This window comes from Microbacterium plantarum (genome assembly GCF_035231185.1).
In the GTDB taxonomy this organism is placed as follows: Bacteria; Actinomycetota; Actinomycetes; order Actinomycetales; family Microbacteriaceae; genus Microbacterium; species Microbacterium plantarum.
The window spans coordinates 1,287,498-1,310,598 of sequence record NZ_CP141117.1 but is presented as its reverse complement, the minus strand read 5'-3'; the positions used below and the strand labels follow the sequence as shown (position 1 = coordinate 1,310,598).

The window sequence follows — 23,101 nt, the reverse complement described above, 5'->3', positions numbered from 1 at the left end:
CCGGCGTCACTACTGTCCGCCGGACTCCGTCCACGCCTGCTCCCACTGCGGAGCGTCGTCCGGGCAGAGGAACCGCGTGCCGAAGACCATGATGCTCACGGCGCCCTCGCGCGACGCGTCGTCGACGGCGAGGCTCTGGATGAGCGGCGACGACGTGACGTGCATCTGGAACACGTTCTGGTCGACCTGGTGCCCGTTGAGGATGGAGGTCTCGCACGCGTCCAGGGCAAGGGCGAGCGTCACGGTCTCGGCCTGCTCGGACCACTGTCCGCCGTTCGCCTCGAGGTGCGCGCGCTGTTGGGCGACGAGCTCCTGCTGCGCGGGCGTCTTCGCGGCGAGCGTGGGCTGTCCCACCGGCTGCTGCTGCTCCGCGATGAAGGCGTCGCGCTCGGCGAGAGCGTCGCCCGCGTCGGGGGTCGCAGCCGAGCTCTCCTCCTGCGCGGACGCCGTCGGAGCCGGAGTCGGAGTCCCCTCCGAAGAGCCCGCATCACTCGCGGGCGTGCACCCCGCCAGGGCGACCACGCCCAGGACGGCCAGTGCGGCGAGGGTCGCGGTACGGGGACGGGCGGTGATCGACATGGTGCCTCCTCAGTGAGCGCTCAGGTTATCGTCCCCGCGGCGCCCCGCGGCGGGGCTTGCGCTCGGGGTGGAGCACGAGGAAGGAGTGGTCAGTCGGTCGGCCAGGCGCCCGCGACCGCTTCGCGGACCTCGCCGAGCAGCTGCGGGAGTGCCTTCGTCTTCGCGATGATCGGGAAGAAGTTCGCGTCGGTCGCCCACCGGGGCACGACGTGCTGGTGCAGGTGCCCGTCGACGCCGGCGCCCGCGACCGCGCCCTGATTCATCCCGAGGTTGAAACCGTCGCACCGCGACACCTCCCGCAGCACGCGCATGGCCGTCTGCGTCAGCGCGCCGATCTCGGCCACCTCCTCAGCGGTCGCGAGGTCGTACGTCGGGATGTGCCGGTACGGGCACACCAGCAGGTGACCCGAGTTGTACGGGAAGAGGTTCAGCAGCACGTAGGCGGTGCGCCCCCGCGCGACGATGAGGCCGTCGGCATCCGACTTGCCGGGCGCCGCGCAGAACGGGCACTCGTCGCGCAGCGGCTCGGGGCCAGCCTGGATGTACGCCATCCGGTGCGGTGTCCACAGCCGCTGGAACTCGTCGGGCACCCCGGCCAGGCGCGCGGCGTCCTCAATAGGGCGCGGGGTGTCCGACGAGCCGGTCACGCGAGCTGTCCCGCAGCGTCCAGGTGCTCCGCCGTGTCGACGAGCGTGCGGTTCGCGATGGCCGCCAGGATGCGCTCGACGGCTTCGTCCACGGCGACGCCGTTGGTCTGCGATCCGTCGCGGAAGCGGAACGAGACCGTGCCTCCGGCGCGGTCCTGTTCGCCCGCGATGAGCTGCAGCGGAACCTTCTGCGTGGTGTGGGTGCGGATCTTCTTCTGCATCCGGTCATCCGAGCGGTCGAGCTCGGCACGGACGCCGGCCTTGCGCAGACGCGAGACGATCTCCTGCAGGTACGGCGCGTAGTCGTCGGCGACGGGGATGCCGACGACCTGCACGGGCGCGAGCCAGACCGGGAAGGCACCCGCGTAGTGCTCGAGCAGGATCGCGAAGAAGCGTTCGATCGACCCGAACAGAGCACGGTGGATCATCACCGGGCGGTGCTTCTCGCCGTCAGGGCCGGTGTACTCGAGTTCGAAACGCTCGGGCTGATTGAAATCGAGCTGGATGGTCGACATCTGCCAAGTGCGGCCGATCGCATCGCGGGCCTGCACCGAGATCTTCGGGCCGTAGAACGCCGCGCCGCCGGGATCCGGAACGAGCTCGAGACCCGACCCCTCGGCGACACGCCGGAGCGTCTCGGTCGCCTGCTGCCAGAGGGAGTCGTCGCCGATGAACTTCGGGTTGCCCTCCTCCTTCGTCGACAGCTCGAGATAGAAGTCGTTGAGTCCGTAGTCGCGCAGAGTCTGCAGCACGAACTCGAGGCTCCGCACGAGCTCGTCCTCGACCTGGTCGGGGGTGACGTAGATGTGAGTGTCGTCCTGGGTCATGCCGCGCACGCGGGTAAGCCCCGAGAGGGTGCCGCTCTTCTCGTAGCGGTAGACAGACCCGAACTCGCTGAGCCGCAGCGGCAGCTCGCGGTAGCTGCGTCCGCGCGAGCGGAAGATCAGGTTGTGGAACGGGCAGTTCATCGGCTTGAGGTAGTACTCCTGCCCCTGCCGCGTCACGTTGCCCTCGGCGTCGACGGTCTCATCGAGCTTCATGGGCGGGTACATGCCGTCGGCATACCACTGCAGGTGGCCGCTCGTCATGAACAGATCGCCCTTGGTGATGTGCGGCGTGTTCACGACCTCGTAGTCGTTCGCGAGCAGCTGCTCGCGCATGTAGCGCTCGATCTCGTAGCGGATGATGCCGCCCTTGGGGTGGAACACCGACAGGCCGGGGCCGATCTCGTCGGGGAACGAGAACAGGTCGAGCTCGACGCCGAGCTTGCGGTGATCGCGGCGGGCCGCCTCGGCCAGGCGTTCCTGGTACGCGCGCAGTTCGTCTTTCGACGGCCAGGCGGTGCCGTAGATGCGCTGCAGCTGCGGGTTCTTCTCGCTGCCGCGCCAGTAGGCGGCCGCCACCCGGGTCAGATCCCAGCCGTTGCCGACCATGCGGGTGCCGGGCACGTGCGGTCCGCGGCAGAGGTCCTTCCAGGCGGTCTCCCCGTCGCGGGTGACGTTGTCGTAGATCGTCAGCTCACCGGCGCCGATCTCGGCCGACGCGCCCTCGGCGGCATCAGCGCCCGACCCGGGGCCGCCGGCGAGGTCGACGAGCTCGAGCTTGAAGGGCTCGTCGGCGAGCTCGGCGCGCGCCTCGTCAGCGGTGACGACCCGGCGGACGAACCGCTGGTTCTCGCGGACGATGCGCTCCATCTCCTTCTTGATCGACTTGAGGTCCTCCGGAGTGAAGGGCTCATCGACGCCGAAGTCGTAGTAGAAGCCGTCGTCGATGGGCGGTCCGATCCCGAGGTTCGACTGCAGCCTGATGCGCTGCACCGCCTGGGCCAGCACGTGCGCCGTCGAGTGGCGGAGGATCGCGAGACCGTCGGGGCTAGACACGGTCACCGGCTCGACGGCATCCGTCTCGGCGACGACCGTCGCGAGGTCCTTCAGATCGCCGTTGACGCGCAGAGCGACGACGGAGCGGTCGGGGAAGAGGGCGAAGCCGTCGGCGGGGTACGACACGTCCGACGGGGAAACGACGTCAGTCAAGGGAACATCTCCAGATGGGTGGCTCGGATCAAGGCTACTCAGCTTCGGACGCTCGCCGCGTCCCGCCCGCTCAGGCCGAGAGCGTTCGGCCGGCGGCGACGAAGCGGGTGAGCACACGGCCTCCGATCCGGCGTCGTTCCATGCGTCGATCCTACTCGTGAGCGTCGTCGGCTTCAGAGCGGGCCCCGAGGGCCCATGATGGATGCCGTGAAGCTCGCCATCGCCGGAGCCGCACTGCTGCTCGTGGCGGCGGGCGCGGTGGTCTCCGGCGTGCTGCCCCCGGACGATCTCGTCGGGATCGCCGAGCGTGTCGCCCCGATCCTCGCTTTCGTGGTCGCCGTCACGATCGTGGCGGAGCTGGCGGCGAAGGCCGGCGTGTTCGACGTCGCGGCCGGCCGGCTCGCCCGCGCCTCCCGGGGCCGGACCATTGTGCTCTGGCTCCTCGTCGTGGCGCTCGCCGTCCTCGCCACGGCCTTCCTCTCGCTCGACACGACCGCGGTGCTGCTCACCCCGGTCGTCGTCGCCGTCGCACGCGCCAACGGACTGCCGCCGCTGCCCTTCGCCTTCACAACGGTGTGGCTCGCGAACACCGCTTCGCTCGTGCTCCCCGTGTCGAACCTGACCAACCTGCTGGCCCTCAGCCGGCTGCCCGAGGGCGGCCCCCTGGCGTTCCTCGCGCTGATGGGGCCGTCTGCAGCCGTCGCGATCCTCGTGACGGTCGCGCTGCTGTTCGCCGTCCATCGGCGCTCGCTCGTCGGGCGCTTCGAGCCCGCGCCTGTGCCGCGCGTCACCGACCGGATGCAGCTGGTCGTGGCATCCGTCGTCGTCCTCGCACTCATGCCGGCCCTCGTCAGCGGGCTGGAGCCGTGGATCCCGGCGACGGTCGCCGCGATTCTGCTCATCGGACTCTTCGCATGGCGATCGCCCCGCGGGCTCTCCGCGCGCCTCGTCCCGTGGCAGCTGCTCGTGTTCGCGGCGGGACTGTTCACCGCCATGGCGGCGCTCGAGTCCCTCGGCTCCGCAGCGGTGGTGTCGCTGGTCGCCGGAGAGGCCGGCGGGCCGTTCGAGCTGTGGCGCATGGCGGGCACCGCCCTCGTCGCGGCGAACACCGTCGACAACCTGCCCGCGTACCTGCTGCTCGAGTCGGCGGCGGGAACCCCGGAGCGTCTCGGCGCGCTGCTCGTCGGTGTCAATGCGGGACCGCTCATCACCCCGTGGGCGTCGCTCGCGACGCTGCTCTGGCACGAGCGGCTGCACGCGGTGGGTGTCGACGTCCCCTGGCGGCGCTTCATCCTCTGGGGCCTCGTCGCGGCACCGCTCGTCGTCGGCTTGTCGGTCCTGCCGCTCGCGCTGCGCTGAGCCACCTCGCCCGGCCGTAGCCGCCAGAGGTGTCGAGGCTCACGTCAGGGTGAGGTCGACCTGGATCTCACCCGCGAGACGCTCGAGGTCCGCCACGATGTCGGCGGCGTCGAACTCCGCGGGCAGGCGGACCACGAGAGTCGCCTCGAACAGCGTGCCGCCCGCCATCGGAGCGTCGAGGGTGCGGCTGGTCAGCGCGTCGATGCTCAGCGCGTGGGCGCCGATCGCGTCGCTCACCTCGCGCACGATTCCGGGACGGTCGTTGCCGAGCACCGTGAAACGCAGCACCTGCCCGCTCGCGACGACTGGCGTCAACGGCTGGTGGGTCGTGATGCGCAGCAAGCCGTCCAGACGCTCGAGCGCCTCGACGAGGCCGGCCTCGCGATCGGCGGGCACCTCCACCAGCACGATCCCTGCGAAGGCGCCGGCGAGCTCCGCGAGTTCGCTGCGCTCCCAGTTGCCGCCGTGCGCGGCGACGGTGTCGGCGAGCATGCGGACAAGTCCGACCCGGTCGTCTCCAACGACGGTGAGCACGAGCTGAGTCATGGCGCCGAGCCTAACCGGCGGAGAACTCCGGCGCAGCGGAGACCCAGGTCACCGACCCGCAAACGACAAAACCCCCGGCAGAACCGGGGGTTTCTCGGTGCGCGATACTGGGATCGAACCAGTGACCTCTTCCGTGTCAGGGAAGCGCGCTACCGCTGCGCCAATCGCGCCTATACAGGCTGTTCAGTTATGAGGCGAGGTGGCGACGGGATTCGAACCCGTGTAAACGGCTTTGCAGGCCGGTGCCTAGCCGCTCGGCCACGCCACCGTGTGTGGTTCTGACCCACGTGCCGGATCTCCCTGACGGGAGATCCTCGCACTCGAGCGGATGACGAGATTCGAACTCGCGACCCTCACCTTGGCAAGGTGATGCGCTACCACTGCGCTACATCCGCATTTCGTTCCGGATCGCTCCGGCACTTGTTAAACATTAGCCGACGATCGCACGAGTGCAAAACCGGCGTCGCCCCGCGCGTGTCTCGCCGCCGCGTTCGGGAACCGTCGCGGCATCCGGTATGCTCGTGTCTCGGCCCTCACGGGCCAGATGGGCGATTGGCGCAGTTGGTTAGCGCGCTTCCTTCACACGGAAGAGGTCGTGGGTTCGAGTCCCGCATCGCCCACCACCCCGCCCCGGCTCTCACAGCCGGGGCGTTTTTCGTTGGGCGTGCACTCTGCGGACGGCGAGGACGCACCAAGGCCGCGAGCACGCACCGAACACCATGCGTCCTCGCGTCAGCGGTGCGTTCTCTCCGCGCTCGACATCGCACGCGGGAGCCGGGTCAGACGGCACCGGAGACGCCGAGGAGCGAGCCCACCGTGAAGGTCGCGATCAGCGCGAGTGCCCCTCCGACGACGACCCGGATGACGGGGCGAAGCGGCGGACTGTCGCCGAGACGCGCGCTCAGGTAGCCGGTGAGAGCGAGAGCGATGAGGACCGCGACGAAAGTGACGGGAACCCGGATGCCGGCGGGCGGCAGGAGGATCGCGAGGAGCGGCAGCAGCGCGCCGATGGTGAAGGCCAGCGCACTCGCTCCGGCCGCCGACCACGGACTGACGACCTCGTCCTCGGTCAGCCCCAGCTCGGCCTCGAGGTGCGCGGCGACCACATCGTGCTCGGTCAGTTCCTCCGCCACCCGTCGCGCGGTCTCGGACGAGAGCCCGCGCTGCTCGTAGAGCCCCGCCAGCTCGATGAGCTCCGCCTCGGGGTCCTCGGCGAGCTCGCGGCGCTCCTTGGTGATCATCGCCCGCTGACTGTCGCTCTGACTGCTGACCGAGACGTACTCGCCGAGCGCCATGGAGATCGCGCCGCCCACGAGGCCCGCGACGCCGGCGGCGAAGATCGGTGCGGCACCCGTCGTCGCCCCCGCGACACCGACGACCAGGGCCGCGGTCGACACGATGCCGTCATTCGCGCCCAGGACGCCCGCGCGCAACCAGTTCAGCCGCCCCGACATGGACGACGCGTGCGGCTCCCCCGGGTGCGCCCCCGGGGCCTCCGAGAACGATTCGCTCATGACGCCATGAAACCACCCGTGCGGCGATCACGGCAGGCCCCCATGCGCCGAGGACGCACCGTCTCCGCGAGAGCGCACGCTCCCCGGCACGTCCTCGCCGAGAGGGTGCGCTTTCGAGGCGCCGAGCCGGCGCGGGTCAGCGCGCGGCGCGCCAGCCGTAGCGCTGCGAGAGGGCTTGCGCGACCCGACCGTAGGTCGCGCGGTCGAGGGCGCCGGCCGTGCGGCGGATGCCGCTCGTGGGCACGAGGTAGATCTGGTCGACGTCGAGCCACGATGGTCGCCGCTCGCGGTCCCAGTCCCCCGTCCCGAGCGGGATGTGGTCGCGCTCGCCGTCGTGCGGCTTGCTCGTGAGCTTCATGGCCCAGCTGCGGCCACTGTCGGCGCGTGCGAGGACGAGCAGCGGGCGATCCTTGCCGCGCGCGGCATCCTCCGCATACGGAACCCACGCCCAGACGATCTCGCCGGGATCGGGTTGCCCGTCGGGCGTCGGCTCGTAAGCCAGACGCAGGCTGCGCGCATCGGGCAGCGCCACCTCGACGACGGATGCCGCGCCCGCGCCCCCTCCGCCCGACGCGGACGGCATGTTCGGGCGAGCCGGCGTGACCGCCCCCGGCCGCGGACGCGCAGCGGCCGGCCGACCCGAGCCATCCGCCGTCCGACGCGGTCGCAGCAGGTCCCACACACGCGAAAGCACACCCATGCGCCCAAACCTACCCAGCTCGCGAGGCGCGCGCCCCCGTCTCCCCCTCCGCTTCGCCTGGCAGCTCGCGCCGCTTCACCTCTCGCGAAGCGGCGCCGCCTGCCAACCGAGCGCCAACGAGAAACAGGGCGGGACACCGCGGATCACTCCGCGATGCCCCGCCCGGGTCAGAGCCGGGGTCTGATCAGACCTTCGCGTCCGAGAGGGTGTAGCCGACCTCGCCGTGCATGACCGTGTCGATGCCGGCGATCTCGTCCTCGTTCTTCACGCGGAAGCCGATGGTCTTCTCGATCGCGAAGCCGATGATGAAGGCCAGCACGAAGGAGTAGACGAGGACAGCGAGGGCCGCGATCGCCTGGACGATCAGCTGGCTGGCGTCGCCGCCCATGAACAGGCCCGTGCCGTTGGCGAAGAAGCCGAGGTAGAGCGTTCCGATGAGGCCGCCGACGAGGTGGATGCCCACGACGTCGAGCGAGTCGTCGAAGCCGAGCTTGTACTTCAGCTCGATCGCCAGCGCGCAGGCGGCACCGGCGATGAGGCCGAGCACGATCGCCCAGATGGGGTCCACCGAGGCGCACGCCGGGGTGATGGCGACGAGGCCCGCGACAGCGCCCGACGCGGCGCCGACGGAGGTGGGCTTGCCGTCCTTGATCTTCTCGACGAGCAGCCAGGCCAGGAGAGCCGCGGCGGGAGCGGCGATCGTGTTGATGAAGGCGAGCGCGGCGGTGCCGTCGGCAGCGAGCTCGGAGCCCGCGTTGAAGCCGAACCAGCCGAACCACAGCAGACCGGCGCCGAGGAGCACGAACGGCGGGTTGTGGGGAACGTGGACGCCCTTCTGGAAGCCGACGCGCTTGCCGAGGACCAGGGCGAGGGCGAGAGCCGCAGCACCGGCGTTGATGTGCACCGCGGTACCACCGGCGAAGTCGATCGCCCCGACGCCGAAGACATCCTGCAGGCCCTTGGTGATCCAGCCGCCGTATTCGAAGGAGCCGTCATCAGCGAGGCCGAAGTTGAAGACCCAGCTCGCGACGGGGAAGTAGACGATCGTCGCCCAGACGCCGGCGAACAGCATCCACGCACCGAATTTGGCGCGGTCGGCGATGGCGCCCGAGACGAGCGCGACGGTGAGGATCGCGAAGGTCGCCTGGAAGCACACGAAGGCCATCGGCGGGAAGTCGGCGTCGGCGGGCGTCTCGAGCAGGCTGCTCAGACCGATCGCGCTCCAGTCGATCGACCAGGGGGCGACGGTTCCCTCAGCGCCGGGGAAGGCGATGGCGTAGCCGAAGAGCACCCAGAGGACGCCGATGAGCCCGAGGGCGCCGAAGCTCATCATCATCATGCTGATGACGCTCTTGGCCTTGACGAGACCGCCGTAGAAGAACGCGAGTCCTGGCGTCATCAGCAGGACGAATGCGGCCGCGATGAGTATGAATGCGGTGTTGCCTTGATCCATCTCGAAGGGAACCTCTCTGCAGGGACGCAGGTGTAGCGTCGGGTCCCCTCAGTGTCGAGGCGCTCAGTTTCCCCCGACGGCGCAGTCGTGTTTCCGAACGGTTACGCTGCCGCTCCCCCGGTAAACATCAGGTTTCCTCGCGCCGCACGACTCCTGCACAGGCGCTCAGGAGTGGGTGAGAGCCACGAGGCGCGAGATGGCGCGCAGGTACTTCTTGCGGTATCCCCCGCCGAGCATCTCGTCGCCGAACACCTCGTCGAGCGGACGCCCCGTCGCGCGGATCGGGATCTGCGCGTCGTAGGCGCGGTCAACGAACGCGACGAAGCGCAGGGCGGCCGACTGGTCCGTCAACTGCGTCACGTCACGCAGGCCGATCGTGGCGATGTCATCGACGAGACGGATGTAGCGCGAGGGGTGGACGGTCGCGAGGTGCGCGATGACGTCGGCGAACGCGTCGTCCGAGACGAGTCCGGATGCCGCGGCCTCCGCGATCGTCGCCTCGTATTCATCGGGCGCGAGTGCGACGGCGTGCCCGTCGACGGCACGCTGCCGGTAGTCGGTGCCGTCGATCCGGATCGTCTGGAAGCTCGCCGACATCGCGTGGATCTCGCGCAGGAAGTCCTGAGCGGCGAATCGCCCCTCGCCCAGCGCGTTCGGCGGCGTGTTCGAGGTCGCCGCGAGACGCGTGCCCGACGCGACGAGCTCGCCGAGGAGCCGCGTCATCACCATCGTGTCGCCCGGGTCGTCGAGCTCGAACTCGTCGATGCAGAGCAGATCGGCCCCGCGGAGGAGCTGCACGGTGTTCTGGTAGCCGACGGCCCCCACGAGCGCGGTGTACTCGATGAACGACCCGAAGTACTTCCGGCGTGCCGGCATCGCGTGATAGATCGCGGCGAGCAGGTGGGTCTTGCCGACGCCGAAGCCGCCGTCGAGATAGACGCCGGGCTTCGTCTCGGGCACCTTCTTCGCACGGCGGAACAGTCCCCCGCGCGCCGCGGGGGCGCTGCCCCCGGCGAACGCCTCGAGGAGGTCCTTCGCCTCTTGCTGCGACGGGTACTGCGGGTCGGCCCGGTACGAATCGAACGTCGCCGCGTCGAACTGCGGCGGCGGCACCAGGGCGGCGAGCATCTCGGTGCCGCTCACCTCGGGACGGCGGTCGCTGAGACGCAGGATTCCGGCGGATGTGCTCGTCACGGATCAACCCTAACCGCGTGAAAGGATGACGCCGTGCGTGTGACCGAGATGCTTCCGGAAACCGGCGAAAGCGCCGATTCCGCGACGGATGACGGACGGGCGTGGCTCGAGCGGCGCTACCGGCGAGCGCCGGGCGCGTACGTCCGCCTGAACATGGTGACCACCCTCACCGGGTCGGCTTCCGGCGGTGACGGGACGAGCGACACCATCACGAGCCCGACCGACCGCAGCATCCTCGGCATCATCCGCCGGGATGCCGACGTCGTCGTCGTGGGCGCGGAGAGCGTCCGGGCCGAGGGCTACGTCGTCCCGCGCACCGCTGCCCTCGCGATCGTCTCGCGGTCGGGGCGTCTCGACGGCCACCGCCTGGCCGAGGCCGAGGCCGGGCGCGTCGTCCTCGTCGTCCCCGACGGCATCCACCCCGAGGCGCCGGCCGGGGTCACCGTCGTCACCGCTGGCCGCGGTCCCGATCTGTCCCCAGACGACGTGCTGGCCGCCCTATCGGCCCGCGGCTGGGAGCGCGTCGTCTGCGAGGGAGGACCGACCCTCGCAGCGCAGTTCGTCGCCGCGGGCGTGGTCGACGAGATCTGTCTCACGGTCGCGCCACGGATCGGCCCCGTCCGGCATGCGGTCCTGCCGGTCGCCGACGACCCGCCGACCGCCGTCGCGGGCGCCCTGATGGATGCCGCGGGCTTCAGCTATCTACGGCTGAGCGTCGGCGCTCGAGCCACTCGCGGATGACCGAAGTCCACCGTTCGGGGTCGTAGTTCCACAGCTTCGTGTGCCGGGCGGTCCGGAACACCTCGAGCTCGACGAGGTCGGGACGCGCCTCCGCCAGCTGATACGACGCGTCCGCGGGGACGAAGCCGTCGTCGTCGCTGTGCAGGATGAGGATCGGATGCCGCAGCTCGGCCGCACGCGCGACCACGTCGAGCCGGTCGAACGGTATCGGCGTGTTCAGCCCGACGACCCGCGAGCCCCACTCACTGTCCAGTGCCCGCACGGCCGTGCTCGCGACCGGCCCCGGGATGCGCAGCAGGTGCGCCTGGTAGTCGAGCACGATGCGCCAGTCGATCGCCGGCGATTCGAGCACGACTCCGGCGATGATGTCGCGATGGGCCGAGTTGAGTGCCACCTGGAGGGCGATCGCGCCGCCCATCGACCAGCCCATGAGGAAGATCCGGCGCGCGCCGCGGCGGCGGGCCGCTCCGATCGCGGCATCCACGTCGCGCCATTCGGTCGCGCCGAGCATGTACGTGCCCGAGCGACTGCGCGGCGCCTCGCCGTCGTTGCGATACGACACCAGCAGGGATGAGACACCGGCGGCGTGGAACACCGGCACCGCGCGGAGCGTCTCGGTCCGCGTCGTGCCACGTCCGTGGATCTGAATGACCCAGGTGTCGCTCGGCGCTCCGGTTTCGTCCGTGGCCGGGAAGAACCATGCCGGGCAGGGTCCGAGCGGGGACCCGACGAGCTCGGAGTGGTACGGCAGGTGCAGCTCCGCAGGATCGGAGTAGTACCAGCCGCTGAACGCGGCAGCAGCCGACAGCCGGTCGTCGGTTCCGATCTGCGTGAGCAGCTTGCGCTTGACCGAACTCTCGTCCAGAGCCAGCACGGCACCGACCTTGACGTACGACGCGGTGCCCGTCGTGAACAGCCCGTATCGACCGGGGAGCTCGGTGTCTGGGGTGCGCGAGAGGGTGAGCGTCTGCGCGGCAACGTCGACGGCGAGCAGTTCCGTATCGGGCACCCGCCCCGCGGGCGTCACGACTCTGCGAGCTACGCGCATCGACACGGTGCCGAGCGCCGCGAGCGAGATACCGAGGGCTCCGGCGAGCGCCGCGATCGTCGTCTTCGCGGCGGTGGCTGCTGCGGGAGATGCGCCCGCAGCCCCGGCGCGCCTGGAACCCATCATCGAGGCCTCACTCTAGTCTGTCGACGTGGCCGATTCCCGTCCTCCCGCCGACGCGACGGCATTCGTCGTCGCTCGCGATGCGGTGCTGGCGATGACGTTCCGCGACGACCTCGTGGTGCGCGAGATCCCCGCACCGACCGGGCTCGCGCCGGAGGCCCTCGCACTCGCGGGCGATGTGCGGCCCGAGGATCACGCCGTCGACTCCCCCTACGGCACCGGGCGCATCGTCATCCTCCACGACGACGACGAGCCCGACGCCTGGGGCGGTCCGTGGCGCATCGTCGCTTTCGCTCAGGCGCCGCTCGAACCCGAGATCGGAGTCGATCCGCTTCTCGCCGAGGTCGCCTGGTCATGGCTGATCGACGCTCTCGATCACCGCGACGCCTCGTTCCACTCGGTTTCGGGGACCGCGACGAAGACACTCTCGCGCGGCTTCGGGAGCCTTGCCGAGGAGGGCGACGGTGCGCAGATCGAGCTGCGCGCCTCGTGGACCCCCGTCGGAGACATCACCGCCCACATCGACGCCTGGGCGGAACTGACCTGCATGCTGGCCGGCCTTCCTCCGGGGTCGGAGGGCGTCGCCGTTTTCGGAGCACGCCGGGGGAACCGTGGCTGAATACACCGTCATCGCCGATGACGCCGGACTCGAACGCGCCGCGGAACTGCTCGCGGCCGGTGACGGCCCCGTCGCCGTCGACGTCGAACGGGCGTCGGGCTTCCGATACTCGCAACGCGCCTATCTCATCCAGGTGTTCCGCCGCGGCGCGGGCGTGCACCTGTTCGACCCGCCGGCGATCTCGACCTTCGCGCCCCTCCAGGCAGCGATCGGCGAGATCGAGTGGGTGCTGCATGCCGCGAGCCAAGACCTGCCTTCGCTGCGCGAGGCCGGCCTCGACCCGACATCGATCTTCGACACCGAGCTGGCCGCACGGCTGCTGGGCCACGCCCGCGTCGGGCTCGGCGCCGTGGTCGAGGACACGCTGGGCATCGTCCTCGCGAAAGCGCACTCGGCCGCCGACTGGTCGACGCGCCCGCTGCCGCAATCGTGGCTCGAGTACGCCGCTCTCGACGTCGAGCACCTGATCGACGTCCGCGACGTGCTCGCCCGCGAGCTCGAGGCCCAGGGCAAGGTGGAGTTCGCGGCCCAGGAGTTCCAAGCCGTGCTCGACCGGCCGGTCAAGCCGCCCCGCGAGGATCCGTGGCGCCGACTCAGCGGCCTGCACACCATTCGCGGCCGGCGTGCCCTCGCCGTCGCTCGTGCGCTGTGGACCGCGCGCGAGGAGTACGCCCGCGAGCAGGACATCGCTCCGGGCCGGCTCGTCCCCGACCGCGCGCTCGTCGCGGCGCTCGCCGCCGACCCGAAGACGAAGCAGGACCTGGCGAAGGTCAAGGACTTCACCGGCCGCGCGAGCCGCTCGCAGCTCGACCGCTGGTGGGCGGCCTTCGAGGCGGGCCGGGCCGAGCAGTCGTTGCCGCCGGACCGGCTGCCCGGCGACGGACTGCCGCCGGTGCGGGCCTGGGTCGACCGGAACCCTCCCGCCGACGCCCGCCTGAAGGCGGCGAAGCCACTCGTCGAGCAGCGCGCCGAGGAGCTGTCGATGCCGACGGAGAACCTGCTCACGCCCGAGCTCCTGCGCCGCGTGGCGTGGGCGCCGCCCGCCGAGATCTCCGCTGAGACGGTCGGCGCAGCACTTGCCGAGCTCGGCGCACGTCCGTGGCAGATTGAGCAGACCGCACAGGTGATCGCGCAAGCCTTTGTGGATTCCGTGAACGGGGATGCCGCGCCCTCCTCGAGCGGTTCGTAGGTTCGACCCAACCGATTTTCCCGGCCTCCCCGGCTCTCTAGGCTGGAGTCGATCCCATCTTCTGGAGGCAAAGTGGCCGAGATCTCGGACGTCTACTTCATCGACGGCATGCGCACCCCGTTCGGGCGCGCCGGCGAGAAGGGCATGTACTGGAACACCCGAGCGGACGACCTCGTCGTCAAAGCGATCCGGGGCGTGATCGAACGCAACCCCGATGTGCCGCTCGACCGGATCGATGACGTGGCGATCGCCGCGACGACGCAGCAGGGCGATCAGGGCCTGACCCTCGGCCGCACTGCGGCGATCCTCGCCGGCCTTCCGCAGAGCGTGCCGGGCTTCGCCATCGACCGCATGTGCGCAGGCGCGATGACCAGCGTCACCACGATGGCCGGGTCGATCGGCATCGGCATGTACGACCTCGCCCTCGCGGGCGGCGTCGAGCACATGGGCCGCCACCCGCTCGGCGGCGGAGACACCGACCCCAATCCCCGCTTCCTCACCGAGAAGCTCGTCAGCGCAGATGCCCTGAACATGGGCATCACCGCCGAGCGCCTGCACGACCGCTTCCCGGTCCTCACGAAGGAGCGCGCCGACCGGTTCGGCATGCGCAGCCAGCAGAAGGCGCAGGCCGCGTACGACGCCGGCAAGCTGCAGCCCGACCTCGTTCCCGTCGCGGTGAAGTCCGCGGACGGCGCGTGGGGCCTCGCGACCGAGGATGAGGGGCGCCGGCCCGAGACCACCATGGAGGGCCTCGCGCAGCTGAAGACCCCCTTCCGGCCGCACGGCCGCGTCACCGCGGGCACTTCGTCGCCCCTCACCGATGGCGCGACCATCAGCCTTCTCGCCGGCTCGCGCGCGGTGAAGGAGCTCGGGCTCACCCCGAAGATGCGGATGGTCTCGTTCGGCTTCGCCGGCGTCCAGCCCGAGGTGATGGGCATCGGCCCCATCCCCTCGACCGAGAAGGCGCTCGCCAAGGCCGGCCTGACGATCGACGACATCGGGCTCTTCGAGCTCAACGAGGCGTTCGCGGTGCAGGTGCTCTCGCTGCTCGACCACTTCGGCATCGACGACGACGATCCGCGCGTCAACCCGTGGGGCGGCGCGATCGCGGTCGGTCACCCCCTGGCGGCATCCGGTGTGCGTCTGATGATCCAGCTCGCCGCGCAGTTCGCCGAGCGCCCCGACGTCCGCTACGGCCTCACCGCGATGTGCGTGGGCCTCGGCCAGGGCGGATCCGTGATCTGGGAGAACCCGCACTACACCGGCAAGAAGAAGACCGCGAAGAAGTGAGGCGCGCCGACATGACCTACGACGACATCGACTTCTCCCCCCTCGACGCCCTCACCGGTGACGAGGTCGTCACGCATTCGCTGGTGCGCGATGTCCGGCTCGCCTCGGGCCGCACGCTAGCGCTCGTCACCCTCGACAACGGACGAGACCACACCCGGCCGAACACGCTCGGTCCGGCGACGCTCGCCGAGCTGGGCGGCGTGCTCGACACGATCGCCGCCCGTGCGGCGGCCGGGGAGATCGACGCCGTCGGCATCACCGGCAAGCAGTACATCCTCGCTGCGGGCGCCGACCTCTCCGATGTCTCACGGTTGCCCTCGAAGGAAATCGCGAGGCTCGTCGCGCAGCGCGGGCACCAGGTGCTCGGGCGTCTGTCGCAGCTCGGCGTCCCCTCCTTCGCTTTCGTGAACGGCCTCGCCCTCGGCGGCGGTCTCGAGATCGCGCTCAACAGCACCTACCGCACCGTGGACGCCTCCGCCGCGGCGATCGCGCTGCCCGAGGTCTTCCTCGGGCTCATCCCGGGCTGGGGAGGCGCCTACCTGCTGCCGAACCTCATCGGGATCGAGAACGCGCTCGAAGTGGTCATCAGCAATCCGCTCAAGCAGAACCGCGTGCTCAAGCCGCAGCAGGCGTACGACCTGGGCATCATGGACGCGATCTTCCCCGCGGTGAGCTACCTCGAGGACTCGCTCGCCTGGGCCGACCGCGTGCTGTCGGGCGCCGTCTCGGTCACGCGCAAGAACGAGCCCGGCAAGCTCGAGCGCCTGACCAAGTGGCCGATCGCCGTCAAGGTTGCCCGCGGCATGCTCGAGTCGAAGATCGGCACCGTCCCGAAGGCCCCCTACCTGGCCCTCGAGCTGCTTGAGAAGGCCCGCGGCGGCTCACGCGACGAAGGCTTCGCCCGCGAGGACGACGCTCTGGCCGAACTGATCTCGGGTGACCAGTTCGCCGCGTCGATGTACGCCTTCGACCTGGTGCAGAAGCGCGCGAAGCGGCCGGTCGGCGCTCCCGACAAGGCGCTGGCGAAGAAGGTGACGAAGGTCGGCGTCATCGGCGCGGGCCTCATGGCCAGCCAGTTCGCGCTGCTGTTCGTCCGCAAGCTCCAGGTGCCCGTGCTCATCACGGACCTCGATCAGGCGCGCGTCGACAAGGGGCTCGCCTACATCCGCGACGAGATCGGCAAGCTCGAGGCGAAGGGCCGCATCGATTCCGACACGGCGGGCAAGCTCCGCTCGCTCGTGCACGGCACGGTCGACAAGAGCGAGTACGCCGACTGCGACTTCGTCATCGAGGCGGTGTTCGAGGAGGTCGGGGTCAAGCAGCAGGTCTTCGGCGAGATCGAGAAGATCATCGCCGACGACGCGATCCTCGCGACGAACACCTCGTCGCTGTCCGTGGCGGAGATCGGCGCGAAGCTCGCCCACCCCGAGCGTCTCGTCGGCTTCCACTTCTTCAACCCCGTCGCGGTCATGCCGCTGATCGAGGTCGTGAAGACATCGCAGACGACGGATGCTGCCCTGTCAACCGCGTTCGTCGTCGCGAAGGGCCTCGGCAAGAACGCCGTCCTGACAGCCGACGCGCCCGGCTTCGTCGTGAACCGACTGCTGGCGAAAGTCATGGGCGAGGCGGCGCGTGCCGTCTACGAGGGCACGCCGGTCGCCGATGTCGAGAAGGCCTTCGCGCCGCTCGGGCTGCCGATGGGGCCCTTCCAGCTCATCGACCTCGTCGGCTGGAAGGTCGCCGCACACGTGCAGGACACGATGACCTCGGCGTTCCCCGACCGCTTCTATGCGAACGAGAACTTCCACCAGCTCGCGGAACTGCCCGAGGTCGTCGAGAAGGACAAGGGAGGACGGGTCACCGGCTTCACCAAGGCCGCGGAGAAGATCGCGAAGAAGGCGACGGGTTCGTCGCCGGTCGCGGCCGACACGATCCTCCAGCGCGTTCAGGACGGCCTGGCGCAGGAGATCAAGCTCATGCTCGACGAGGGCGTCGTTCCCGAGGTCCAGGACATCGACCTGTGTCTCATCCTGGGCGCCGGCTGGCCGTTCATCGACGGCGGTGCTTCGCCCTACCTCGATCGGGAGGGCGCATCGGAGCGGGCGTTCGGCGACACGTTCCACCACCCGCCCATCCGCGGGATCGCGAACCGCTGACAGCCAGCGCTGCACCGCCGACGAGGACCCCGTGGCATGAAGCCGCGGGGTCCTCGTCGCGTCACGCCGGTCGGCCCTGCGCGCTCTGCACGCGCAGGTCGCGCTCGCGGACATCGCGCTGCTCGATCACGATGCGACGCAACGCGGCCGGCGCCCCGGGGTTCGAGTCCAGCCACGTCGTCGCCGCCGTCAGGTCATCCGTCGCCGGGAACAGACCGCGCACGAGGCGGCGCGCGATCTCGATGCTCCGGGTCTCCCAGACTCGGCCGATGCGCGAGAAATAGTCGCCGTCGAGGGCCGCGATGAGATCGCGCCGCCCTCCGGCGCGGACACCCGCGATCGTGGCGTCGAGCTCGTCGTTCGACAGGGTCTCGTCTGTCCACGCCGCGACCCACGCGGCCTCGCGCACCGGCGCCTCCGGCAGCGCCGCTCGGGCGGTGCGGTGGGCTCGCCTGCCCTTCGCGGTATCGTCGCGGACCAGCTCGGCGTCGATCTCGGCGGCGCTGGCCTGGCCCGTCGAGGCGAGCGCGAACAGCCAGCTCCATCGCAGGTCCGCATCGAGCACGAGACCCTCGGGGAGCTGCCCTTCGCCGGCGAGCAGCTGGCGCAACGACGCCGCACGCCCCGCATCCACCGCGGCGGCAGCGCCCAGGGCGCGCGCCCAGACAAGCTGGGCGTCCGTCCCGGGGCGGGCTTCGTGCAACGACCGCCAGACGGTCTCCAGCCAGCGCGCGGCGAGCGACTCGCGCTGTGCGGGAGCGGCGTAATGGGCGATCGCGTAGTCGGCATGCGCTACCGCGTCGGTGAGGAGGCCGATGTGGGTCTCGGCCGCGGCGTGTGCTCCGACGATCTCGAGGTAGCGCGCCACTTCGAGGCGACCGTCGCGAACCGCGTTCCAGAGCGCGGCCCACGCCACCGAACGAGCGAGCGGGTCGCCGACCGTCGAGAGCGAGCGCTCGAGGGCTGCCGTCGTGTCACCGTCGAGGCGCACCTTGGCATAGGTGCGGTCGTCGTCGTTCGGGATGATCACGCCCGCGGCATCACCGGGCAGCGGCGTCCGGGCGTCGACGAGATCGAGCTCGACCCCGCCCTCTCGGCGGAGCGCCCCCTCCGACGCCGCGTACCGTCCGATCGTCACGCGGTGGGGTCGGGGATCGGTCTGGACGATCGTGACGCCGTCCGATCCATCGCGCTCGACCGACAGATCCGACATCCCGGTGGTCTCGAGCCAGGCGCGACTCCACGCCCGCAGGTCGCGCCCGGAGGTGTGCTCCAAGGCGTCCAGCAGATCACCGAGCGTGGTGTTCCCGAAGGCGTTGTCGGCGAAGTACTTGCGCGCGCCGGCGAAGAACGCCTCCTCCCCCACGTACGCGACGAGCTGCTTGAGCACGGACGCTCCCTTGGCGTACGTGATCCCGTCGAAGTTGAGCTTGGCCGCCTGCAGGTCGGGAATGTCGGCCACGATCGGATGCGTGGTCGGAAGCTGGTCCTGCTCGTAGGCCCACCCCTTCCGCCGGCTCGCGAAGCTCACCCAGGCATCCGGATAGAGCCCGGTCGCGACAGACGCATGCGAGCCCATGAAGTCCGCGAAGGACTCCTTGAGCCACAGGTCGTCCCACCACCGCATGGTCACGAGGTCGCCGAACCACATGTGCGCCATCTCGTGGAGGATCGTGTTGGCGCGGGCCTCGCGCTGCGCGGCGGTCGCGGCCCCGCGGAAGACGTACGCCTCGGTGAACGTGACGAGACCGGGGTTCTCCATCGCGCCGAGGTTGTACTCGGGCACGAAGATCTGGTCGTACTTGCCCCACGGATAGCCGAGCCCGAACGCCTCACCGAAGTACGCGAGCCCACGGCGGGTGATGTCGATGATCTCCTCGGCGTCGAGGTACGGCGCCAGCGAGGCACGGCACAGGACGCCCAGGTCGACAGGTCCCTCGGGTCCGTCCCAGACCGCGCCGACGCGGTGGTAGGGGCCTGCTGCGACGGCGGTGATGTAACTGGAGATCGGGAGGGTCTCAGCGAAGGTGACCTCGGTACCGCCGTCGAGGTCGCGGCGGTCGGTCTCCGCACCGTTGGACAGCACCCGCCAGCCCTCCGGCGCCGCGACCCGCATCCGCCAGCGTGCCTTCAGGTCCGGCTGCTCGAAACACGGGTAGACGCGACGCGCGTCCGCGGGCTCGTACTGCGTGTACAGGTAGACGGCGCCGTCGACCGGGTCGACGAAGCGGTGGAGGCCCTCCCCCGAGCGGCTGTAGACGCCGCGCGCCGCGATCGAGACGGTGTTGCGCTCCGCGAGGTCACGGATGCGGATGCGCGCGCCGTCCCATTCCACGGGCCGGCTCTCGCCGTTCACGATGACCGCATCGACGCTCGAACCGAGGAAGTCGACCCAGGCCTCACCGCCGACGCGCGCATCGAACGACAGGATCGCGCGGGTGCTGAACGTGGTCTCCTCGGCGCGCGGGGCGTCACGGACGTCGAGGGAGACATCGATGGTGTGGAGCCGGACCTCGGCTGCACGATGCTGGGCGTCGGTACGGGTGAGGTTGTCGCCGGTCATCCCTCCATGCTTCCACGGGAGCGGGGAAGCCTGTGGCCGGGGTTGCCTGCACGCTAGTATCTGAACATGTTCAGCACCCCGGATCCGACCGGATCGAAGCGCCACCGCACACGTGCCCTGATCGTCGAGACGGCGCTGCGTTCGTTTCGCGAACGCGGCTACGACGCGACCACCATCCGCCGCATCGCGTCGGAGGCCGGCGTGTCGGTCGGGACGACGAACTACCACTTCGCGTCGAAGAACGAGCTCGTGCAGGAGTTCTACCTGCAGGTGCAGCAGGGTCACCGCGCGGCCGCCCTGCCCGGACTCGAGTCGGAGCGCGACCTCAAGGACAGGCTCGCGATCGTCTTCCACACGGGCCTCGATCAACTGACGCCGACGCATGGCCATGCGCCCGAGTTCCTGACGGCCGCCGTCTCGCCGCGATCGTCGATCAACCCGCTGTCGCCCGAGTCGAACGCCTCGCTCGCGATCGTGGAGGATCTGTTCCGTACCGCCGTCGACGGTGCCGACCACAAGCTTCCGAAGGACATCGCCGAGGCGCTGCCCGGCGCGCTCGTTCTCGCGCATCTGCTGCTCGCGATGTACTGGGTCTACGACGAGTCCGATCACCAGGCGAAGACGCGGCGCTTGCTCGACAAGGGCCTGGCACTGCTCGCGATGGCGCTCCCACTGGCGCGCCTCCCGATGCTGCGGCGGCCGGTGCGGGAACTTCTCGACCTCATCGCCGAGGCCCGGTCGTGACGGGCGCCGGCCCGCAACAGCAGCGCGCACCACGTCGAGACTCGCCCCGCACGGATGCCGAACCCCTCGCGTTCACCCGCGCCGAGTTCCTGGCGGGCATCGCCCGCGCGTGGGGCGCGACCACGCTGCTACTCATCGTCGCCTGGGCGGTGCTGACGGGCGGCTTCAGCTTGGTCGTGGGCACCGTGATGATCTTGGTCGTCTCCGTGCCCGCTGTGGTGATCGGCTCCCCCGGCGCATACGCACTCGGCCGCCTCCTGCGACGTTCGCCACGTGTCGGCGCACATCTCATCGCTTTCACGGCCTACGGCGCGCTGGTCGGCTTCGCCACCACGGCCGTCGCCCTTCCCTTGCTCATCGGCGACTCGGGCGACGGGTGGATCGAATCGATCGCCTTCCTCGTCAACGTGCCTCTCAGCGCCCTCGGACTCGCAGGCGCCTGGTTCATCACCATGCGGAGAGCCCTCCGCCTCGACGCCGAGGTGTTCGGCGACGTCGTGCCGACCTCGAACCCGGACGCCGCCACCGAGGATGCCCTCGACGAGAACTACCGCATCATCTACCCCGACCGGCGACGACGTCAGCGGCCGCGAGGCTGAGGCTCGCCGTCGCTCGCACCCGCGCGGCCCGGCGCGTCGGCGGCATCCGCCCAGTCCGTCGCGGCATCCGCGCTGGGCCGGGCGATCGGGATGCGGGTACCGAGGACCTGCGCGACGACGTCGTGCGCGATCTTCGCGGACGTCAGCCCCGCGTCGTCGAGGATCTCGTCGCGCTCCGCGTGATCGATGAACTCGTCGGGCAGTCCGAGCTCGTCGACGGCCGTGTCGATGCCGGCCTCGCGAAGAACCTGGCGGATGCGTGTGCCGATACCACCGACACGGATCCCGTCCTCGATGGTGATGACCAGCCGGTGTCCAGCGGCGAGGTCCACGACCGAGCGAGCGACCGGGACCACCCAGCGAGGATCGATGACGGTCGCGCCGATTCCCTGCGCTCGCAGGCGCTCGGCGACCTCGATGCCCAGGCGCGCCATCGGGCCGATGCCGACGATGAGGACATCGTCCGATTCGCCCCGCACCAGCACGTCGGTTCCGTCGTCCAGACGTTCCACAGCGGGCAACTCGTCGCCGACCGATCCCTTCGGATAGCGAACGACCGTGGGCGCGTCCTCGATGTCGACGGCCTCGCGGAATACCTCGCGGAGACGCTCAGCGTCTCGCGGCGCCGCGATACGGACGCCGGGCACGAGCTGGAGCATCGCGAGGTCCCAGATGCCGTGATGGCTGGGTCCGTCGGGTCCGGTCACGCCGGCCCGGTCGAGGACGAACGTCACACCTGCACGGTGCAGCGCGACATCCATCATCATCTGGTCGAACGCGCGGTTCATGAACGTCGCGTAGATCGCGACGACCGGATGCAAGCCGCCGAAGGCGAGGCCGGCGGATGCCGCGACGGCGTGCTGCTCCGCGATGCCGACGTCCAGGACACGGTCGGGGAACCGCTGCGCGAAGGGCAGCAGCCCGGTCGGACGCAGCATCGCCGCAGTGATCGCGACGACATCGCCGCGGCGCTCCCCCGCAGACACGAGCTCCTCGGCGAACACGTCGGTCCAGGTCGTCTTGCCACCGGAGGAGACCGGCTGGCCCGTCGCAGGGTCGATCTTCCCCACGGCATGGAACTGGTCGGCTTCGTCGAGTCGGGCGGGCGCGTAGCCGCGGCCCTTCTCGGTGATCGCGTGCACGATGACCGGAGCACCGTACGACTTCGCGAGGCGCAGGGTCTCGATCATGGCCTCGAGGTCGTGGCCGTCGACGGGTCCGAGGTACTTGATATCGAGATTCGAGTACAGGGCCTCATTGTTCACGAACCGGGACAAGAATCCGTGAGTCCCACCGCGGAGTCCACGGTAGACGGCCCGCGCCGCCGGCCCGAGGCGGCCGAAGAGCGACGCTGAGCCTTCGTGCAACGACCGGTAGCCCTCGGTGGTGCGCACCTTGTTCAGGAAACGCGCCATGCCGCCGATCGTCGGCGCATACGAACGGCCGTTGTCGTTGACGACGATGACCAGGTTGCGATCGTTGTCGTCGGAGATGTTGTTGAGCGCCTCCCACGTCATCCCGCCGGTCAGCGAGCCATCGCCGACCACGGTGACGACATGGCGATCGGTGCGACCGGTGCGGGCGAAGGCCCGTGAGATGCCGTCGGCCCAGCTGAGCGAGCTCGACGCGTGCGACGACTCGACGACGTCGTGCTCGCTCTCGCTGCGCTGCGGGTAGCCAGCCAAGCCGCCCCGCGAGCGCAGCCGCGAGAAGTCCTGGCGGCCCGTGATCAGCTTGTGCACGTAGGACTGATGCCCGGTGTCGAAGACCACCGGGTCGTTCGGAGAGTCGAAGACCCGATGGATCGCGAGGGTGAGCTCGACGACTCCGAGGTTGGGTCCGAGGTGCCCGCCGCTGCGCGCGACGTTCTCGACGAGGAACGAGCGGATCTCACCGGCGAGCGTCTCGAGCTGAGCGATCGAGAGGGCGTCGAGATCGCGCGGGTGCGAGATCGAGGAGAGCAACGACATCGAGCTCCTCCTTCCATCGGGTGCCGGTAAGTCT

The 23,101-nt window shown here is 70.0% G+C and carries 19 protein-coding genes and 4 tRNA genes; 9 read left to right on the top strand and 14 right to left on the bottom strand.

Annotated features, from left to right (window positions below; genetic code table 11):
• Positions 1–9 precede the first annotated feature (9 nt).
• The 3 genes from VC184_RS06235 to thrS form a co-directional block, all read right to left on the bottom strand.
• On the bottom strand, positions 10–579 hold the full coding sequence (locus tag VC184_RS06235; RefSeq protein ID WP_274177706.1) for a hypothetical protein: 570 nt from the start codon (positions 577–579) through the stop codon (positions 10–12).
• A gap of 89 nt (positions 580–668) precedes the next feature.
• Entirely contained in the window at positions 669–1,226 is a 558-nt protein-coding gene (locus tag VC184_RS06230; protein ID WP_274177705.1) for an HIT family protein, read from the bottom strand.
• Positions 1,223–3,259, bottom strand: coding sequence for a threonine--tRNA ligase (thrS, locus tag VC184_RS06225; protein WP_323987557.1), 2,037 nt, complete (start codon positions 3,257–3,259; stop codon positions 1,223–1,225). Before thrS ends, VC184_RS06230 begins: the two co-directional genes overlap by 4 nt.
• A 198-nt stretch (positions 3,260–3,457) precedes the next feature.
• On the opposite strand from thrS, the gene VC184_RS06220 reads away from it, so the two are divergent.
• Positions 3,458–4,618, top strand: coding sequence for an SLC13 family permease (locus VC184_RS06220; protein WP_274177703.1), 1,161 nt, complete (start codon positions 3,458–3,460; stop codon positions 4,616–4,618).
• A 39-nt stretch (positions 4,619–4,657) separates the two neighbouring features.
• On the opposite strand, the gene VC184_RS06215 is transcribed toward VC184_RS06220, so the two are convergent.
• The 4 genes from VC184_RS06215 to VC184_RS06200 form a co-directional block, all read right to left on the bottom strand.
• The gene (locus VC184_RS06215; RefSeq protein WP_274177702.1) at positions 4,658–5,164 is read right to left on the bottom strand and encodes a glycine cleavage system protein R; all 507 of its coding nucleotides are present in this window, start codon (positions 5,162–5,164) and stop codon (positions 4,658–4,660) included.
• A 98-nt stretch (positions 5,165–5,262) separates the two neighbouring features.
• Positions 5,263–5,334: transfer RNA gene (locus VC184_RS06210), tRNA-Val, on the bottom strand.
• Between the two features lie 27 nt (positions 5,335–5,361).
• Positions 5,362–5,432: transfer RNA gene (locus VC184_RS06205), tRNA-Cys, on the bottom strand.
• Positions 5,433–5,487: 55 nt separating this feature from the next.
• Positions 5,488–5,559 (bottom strand) — tRNA-Gly (locus tag VC184_RS06200).
• Positions 5,560–5,710: 151 nt separating this feature from the next.
• Here VC184_RS06200 and VC184_RS06195 point away from each other — a divergent pair.
• Positions 5,711–5,787 (top strand) — tRNA-Val (locus tag VC184_RS06195).
• Positions 5,788–5,943: 156 nt separating this feature from the next.
• Here VC184_RS06195 and VC184_RS06190 read toward each other — a convergent pair.
• The 4 genes from VC184_RS06190 to zapE all read right to left on the bottom strand — a co-directional run bounded on the left by VC184_RS06190 (position 5,944) and on the right by zapE (position 10,025).
• Positions 5,944–6,678 (bottom strand): VIT1/CCC1 transporter family protein, encoded by a 735-nt coding sequence (locus tag VC184_RS06190; protein WP_323987555.1) that lies wholly within the window; start codon positions 6,676–6,678, stop codon positions 5,944–5,946.
• 136 nt (positions 6,679–6,814) lie between these two features.
• Positions 6,815–7,378: a type II toxin-antitoxin system PemK/MazF family toxin gene (locus tag VC184_RS06185; RefSeq protein WP_274177700.1), complete on the bottom strand. Its 564-nt coding sequence runs from the start codon at positions 7,376–7,378 to the stop codon at positions 6,815–6,817.
• A 184-nt stretch (positions 7,379–7,562) separates the two neighbouring features.
• Positions 7,563–8,831 (bottom strand): ammonium transporter, encoded by a 1,269-nt coding sequence (locus VC184_RS06180; protein WP_112614198.1) that lies wholly within the window; start codon positions 8,829–8,831, stop codon positions 7,563–7,565.
• Between the two features lie 165 nt (positions 8,832–8,996).
• Positions 8,997–10,025 (bottom strand): cell division protein ZapE, encoded by a 1,029-nt coding sequence (gene zapE / locus VC184_RS06175; RefSeq protein ID WP_274177699.1) that lies wholly within the window; start codon positions 10,023–10,025, stop codon positions 8,997–8,999.
• Between the two features lie 33 nt (positions 10,026–10,058).
• Here zapE and VC184_RS06170 point away from each other — a divergent pair, with 33 nt between their 5' ends.
• Positions 10,059–10,766: a dihydrofolate reductase family protein gene (locus VC184_RS06170; protein WP_282502422.1), complete on the top strand. Its 708-nt coding sequence runs from the start codon at positions 10,059–10,061 to the stop codon at positions 10,764–10,766.
• Here the strand turns inward: VC184_RS06170 and VC184_RS06165 are convergent.
• Positions 10,720–11,940: an alpha/beta hydrolase family protein gene (locus VC184_RS06165; RefSeq protein ID WP_274177697.1), complete on the bottom strand. Its 1,221-nt coding sequence runs from the start codon at positions 11,938–11,940 to the stop codon at positions 10,720–10,722. The two genes, VC184_RS06170 and VC184_RS06165, sit on opposite strands and share 47 nt — an antisense overlap.
• A 25-nt stretch (positions 11,941–11,965) precedes the next feature.
• Between VC184_RS06165 and VC184_RS06160 the strand changes: the two genes are divergently transcribed.
• From VC184_RS06160 to VC184_RS06145, 4 genes are all read left to right on the top strand, one after another.
• Entirely contained in the window at positions 11,966–12,556 is a 591-nt protein-coding gene (locus tag VC184_RS06160; RefSeq protein ID WP_114587835.1) for a DUF3000 domain-containing protein, read from the top strand.
• Positions 12,549–13,745 (top strand): ribonuclease D, encoded by a 1,197-nt coding sequence (locus VC184_RS06155; RefSeq protein WP_282502421.1) that lies wholly within the window; start codon positions 12,549–12,551, stop codon positions 13,743–13,745. The genes VC184_RS06160 and VC184_RS06155 overlap by 8 nt, the downstream gene beginning before the upstream one ends.
• A 72-nt stretch (positions 13,746–13,817) precedes the next feature.
• Positions 13,818–15,035 carry a thiolase family protein gene (locus VC184_RS06150; RefSeq protein WP_112614188.1) on the top strand — a complete coding sequence of 406 codons (1,218 nt, stop codon included), beginning with the start codon at positions 13,818–13,820 and terminating at the stop codon, positions 15,033–15,035.
• A gap of 11 nt (positions 15,036–15,046) precedes the next feature.
• Positions 15,047–17,191 carry a 3-hydroxyacyl-CoA dehydrogenase NAD-binding domain-containing protein gene (locus VC184_RS06145; RefSeq protein ID WP_323987554.1) on the top strand — a complete coding sequence of 715 codons (2,145 nt, stop codon included), beginning with the start codon at positions 15,047–15,049 and terminating at the stop codon, positions 17,189–17,191.
• A 61-nt stretch (positions 17,192–17,252) separates the two neighbouring features.
• Here VC184_RS06145 and pepN read toward each other — a convergent pair whose 3' ends face one another.
• A complete protein-coding gene (gene pepN, locus VC184_RS06140) occupies positions 17,253–19,754 on the bottom strand; it encodes an aminopeptidase N (RefSeq protein WP_323987552.1) in 2,502 nt (833 codons plus the stop codon).
• Between the two features lie 66 nt (positions 19,755–19,820).
• Between pepN and VC184_RS06135 the strand changes: the two genes are divergently transcribed.
• Both VC184_RS06135 and VC184_RS06130 read left to right on the top strand, forming a co-directional pair.
• Entirely contained in the window at positions 19,821–20,498 is a 678-nt protein-coding gene (locus tag VC184_RS06135; RefSeq protein WP_323987550.1) for a TetR/AcrR family transcriptional regulator, read from the top strand.
• The gene (locus VC184_RS06130) at positions 20,495–21,097 is read left to right on the top strand and encodes a hypothetical protein (RefSeq protein ID WP_323987549.1); all 603 of its coding nucleotides are present in this window, start codon (positions 20,495–20,497) and stop codon (positions 21,095–21,097) included. The genes VC184_RS06135 and VC184_RS06130 overlap by 4 nt, the downstream gene beginning before the upstream one ends.
• On the opposite strand, the gene dxs is transcribed toward VC184_RS06130, so the two are convergent.
• On the bottom strand, positions 21,079–23,067 hold the full coding sequence (dxs, locus tag VC184_RS06125) for a 1-deoxy-D-xylulose-5-phosphate synthase (RefSeq protein ID WP_323987548.1): 1,989 nt from the start codon (positions 23,065–23,067) through the stop codon (positions 21,079–21,081). The two genes, VC184_RS06130 and dxs, sit on opposite strands and share 19 nt — an antisense overlap.
• Positions 23,068–23,101: the final 34 nt, after the last annotated feature.

Bases quoted from the DNA above. Each gene is read 5' to 3' on its own strand.
- VC184_RS06190 (WP_323987555.1), bottom strand. From the start codon at position 6,678: ATGAGCGAATCGTTCTCGGAGGCCCCGGGGGCGCACCCGGGGGAGCCG.
- pepN (WP_323987552.1), bottom strand. From the start codon at position 19,754: ATGACCGGCGACAACCTCACCCGTACCGACGCCCAGCATCGTGCAGCC.
- VC184_RS06165 (WP_274177697.1), bottom strand. From the start codon at position 11,940: ATGATGGGTTCCAGGCGCGCCGGGGCTGCGGGCGCATCTCCCGCAGCA.
- VC184_RS06145 (WP_323987554.1), top strand. From the start codon at position 15,047: ATGACCTACGACGACATCGACTTCTCCCCCCTCGACGCCCTCACCGGT.
- VC184_RS06220 (WP_274177703.1), top strand. From the start codon at position 3,458: ATGGATGCCGTGAAGCTCGCCATCGCCGGAGCCGCACTGCTGCTCGTG.
- VC184_RS06180 (WP_112614198.1), bottom strand. From the start codon at position 8,831: ATGGATCAAGGCAACACCGCATTCATACTCATCGCGGCCGCATTCGTC.
- VC184_RS06215 (WP_274177702.1), bottom strand. From the start codon at position 5,164: ATGACTCAGCTCGTGCTCACCGTCGTTGGAGACGACCGGGTCGGACTT.
- VC184_RS06235 (WP_274177706.1), bottom strand. From the start codon at position 579: ATGTCGATCACCGCCCGTCCCCGTACCGCGACCCTCGCCGCACTGGCC.
- VC184_RS06135 (WP_323987550.1), top strand. From the start codon at position 19,821: ATGTTCAGCACCCCGGATCCGACCGGATCGAAGCGCCACCGCACACGT.
- dxs (WP_323987548.1), bottom strand. From the start codon at position 23,067: ATGTCGTTGCTCTCCTCGATCTCGCACCCGCGCGATCTCGACGCCCTC.
- VC184_RS06185 (WP_274177700.1), bottom strand. From the start codon at position 7,378: ATGGGTGTGCTTTCGCGTGTGTGGGACCTGCTGCGACCGCGTCGGACG.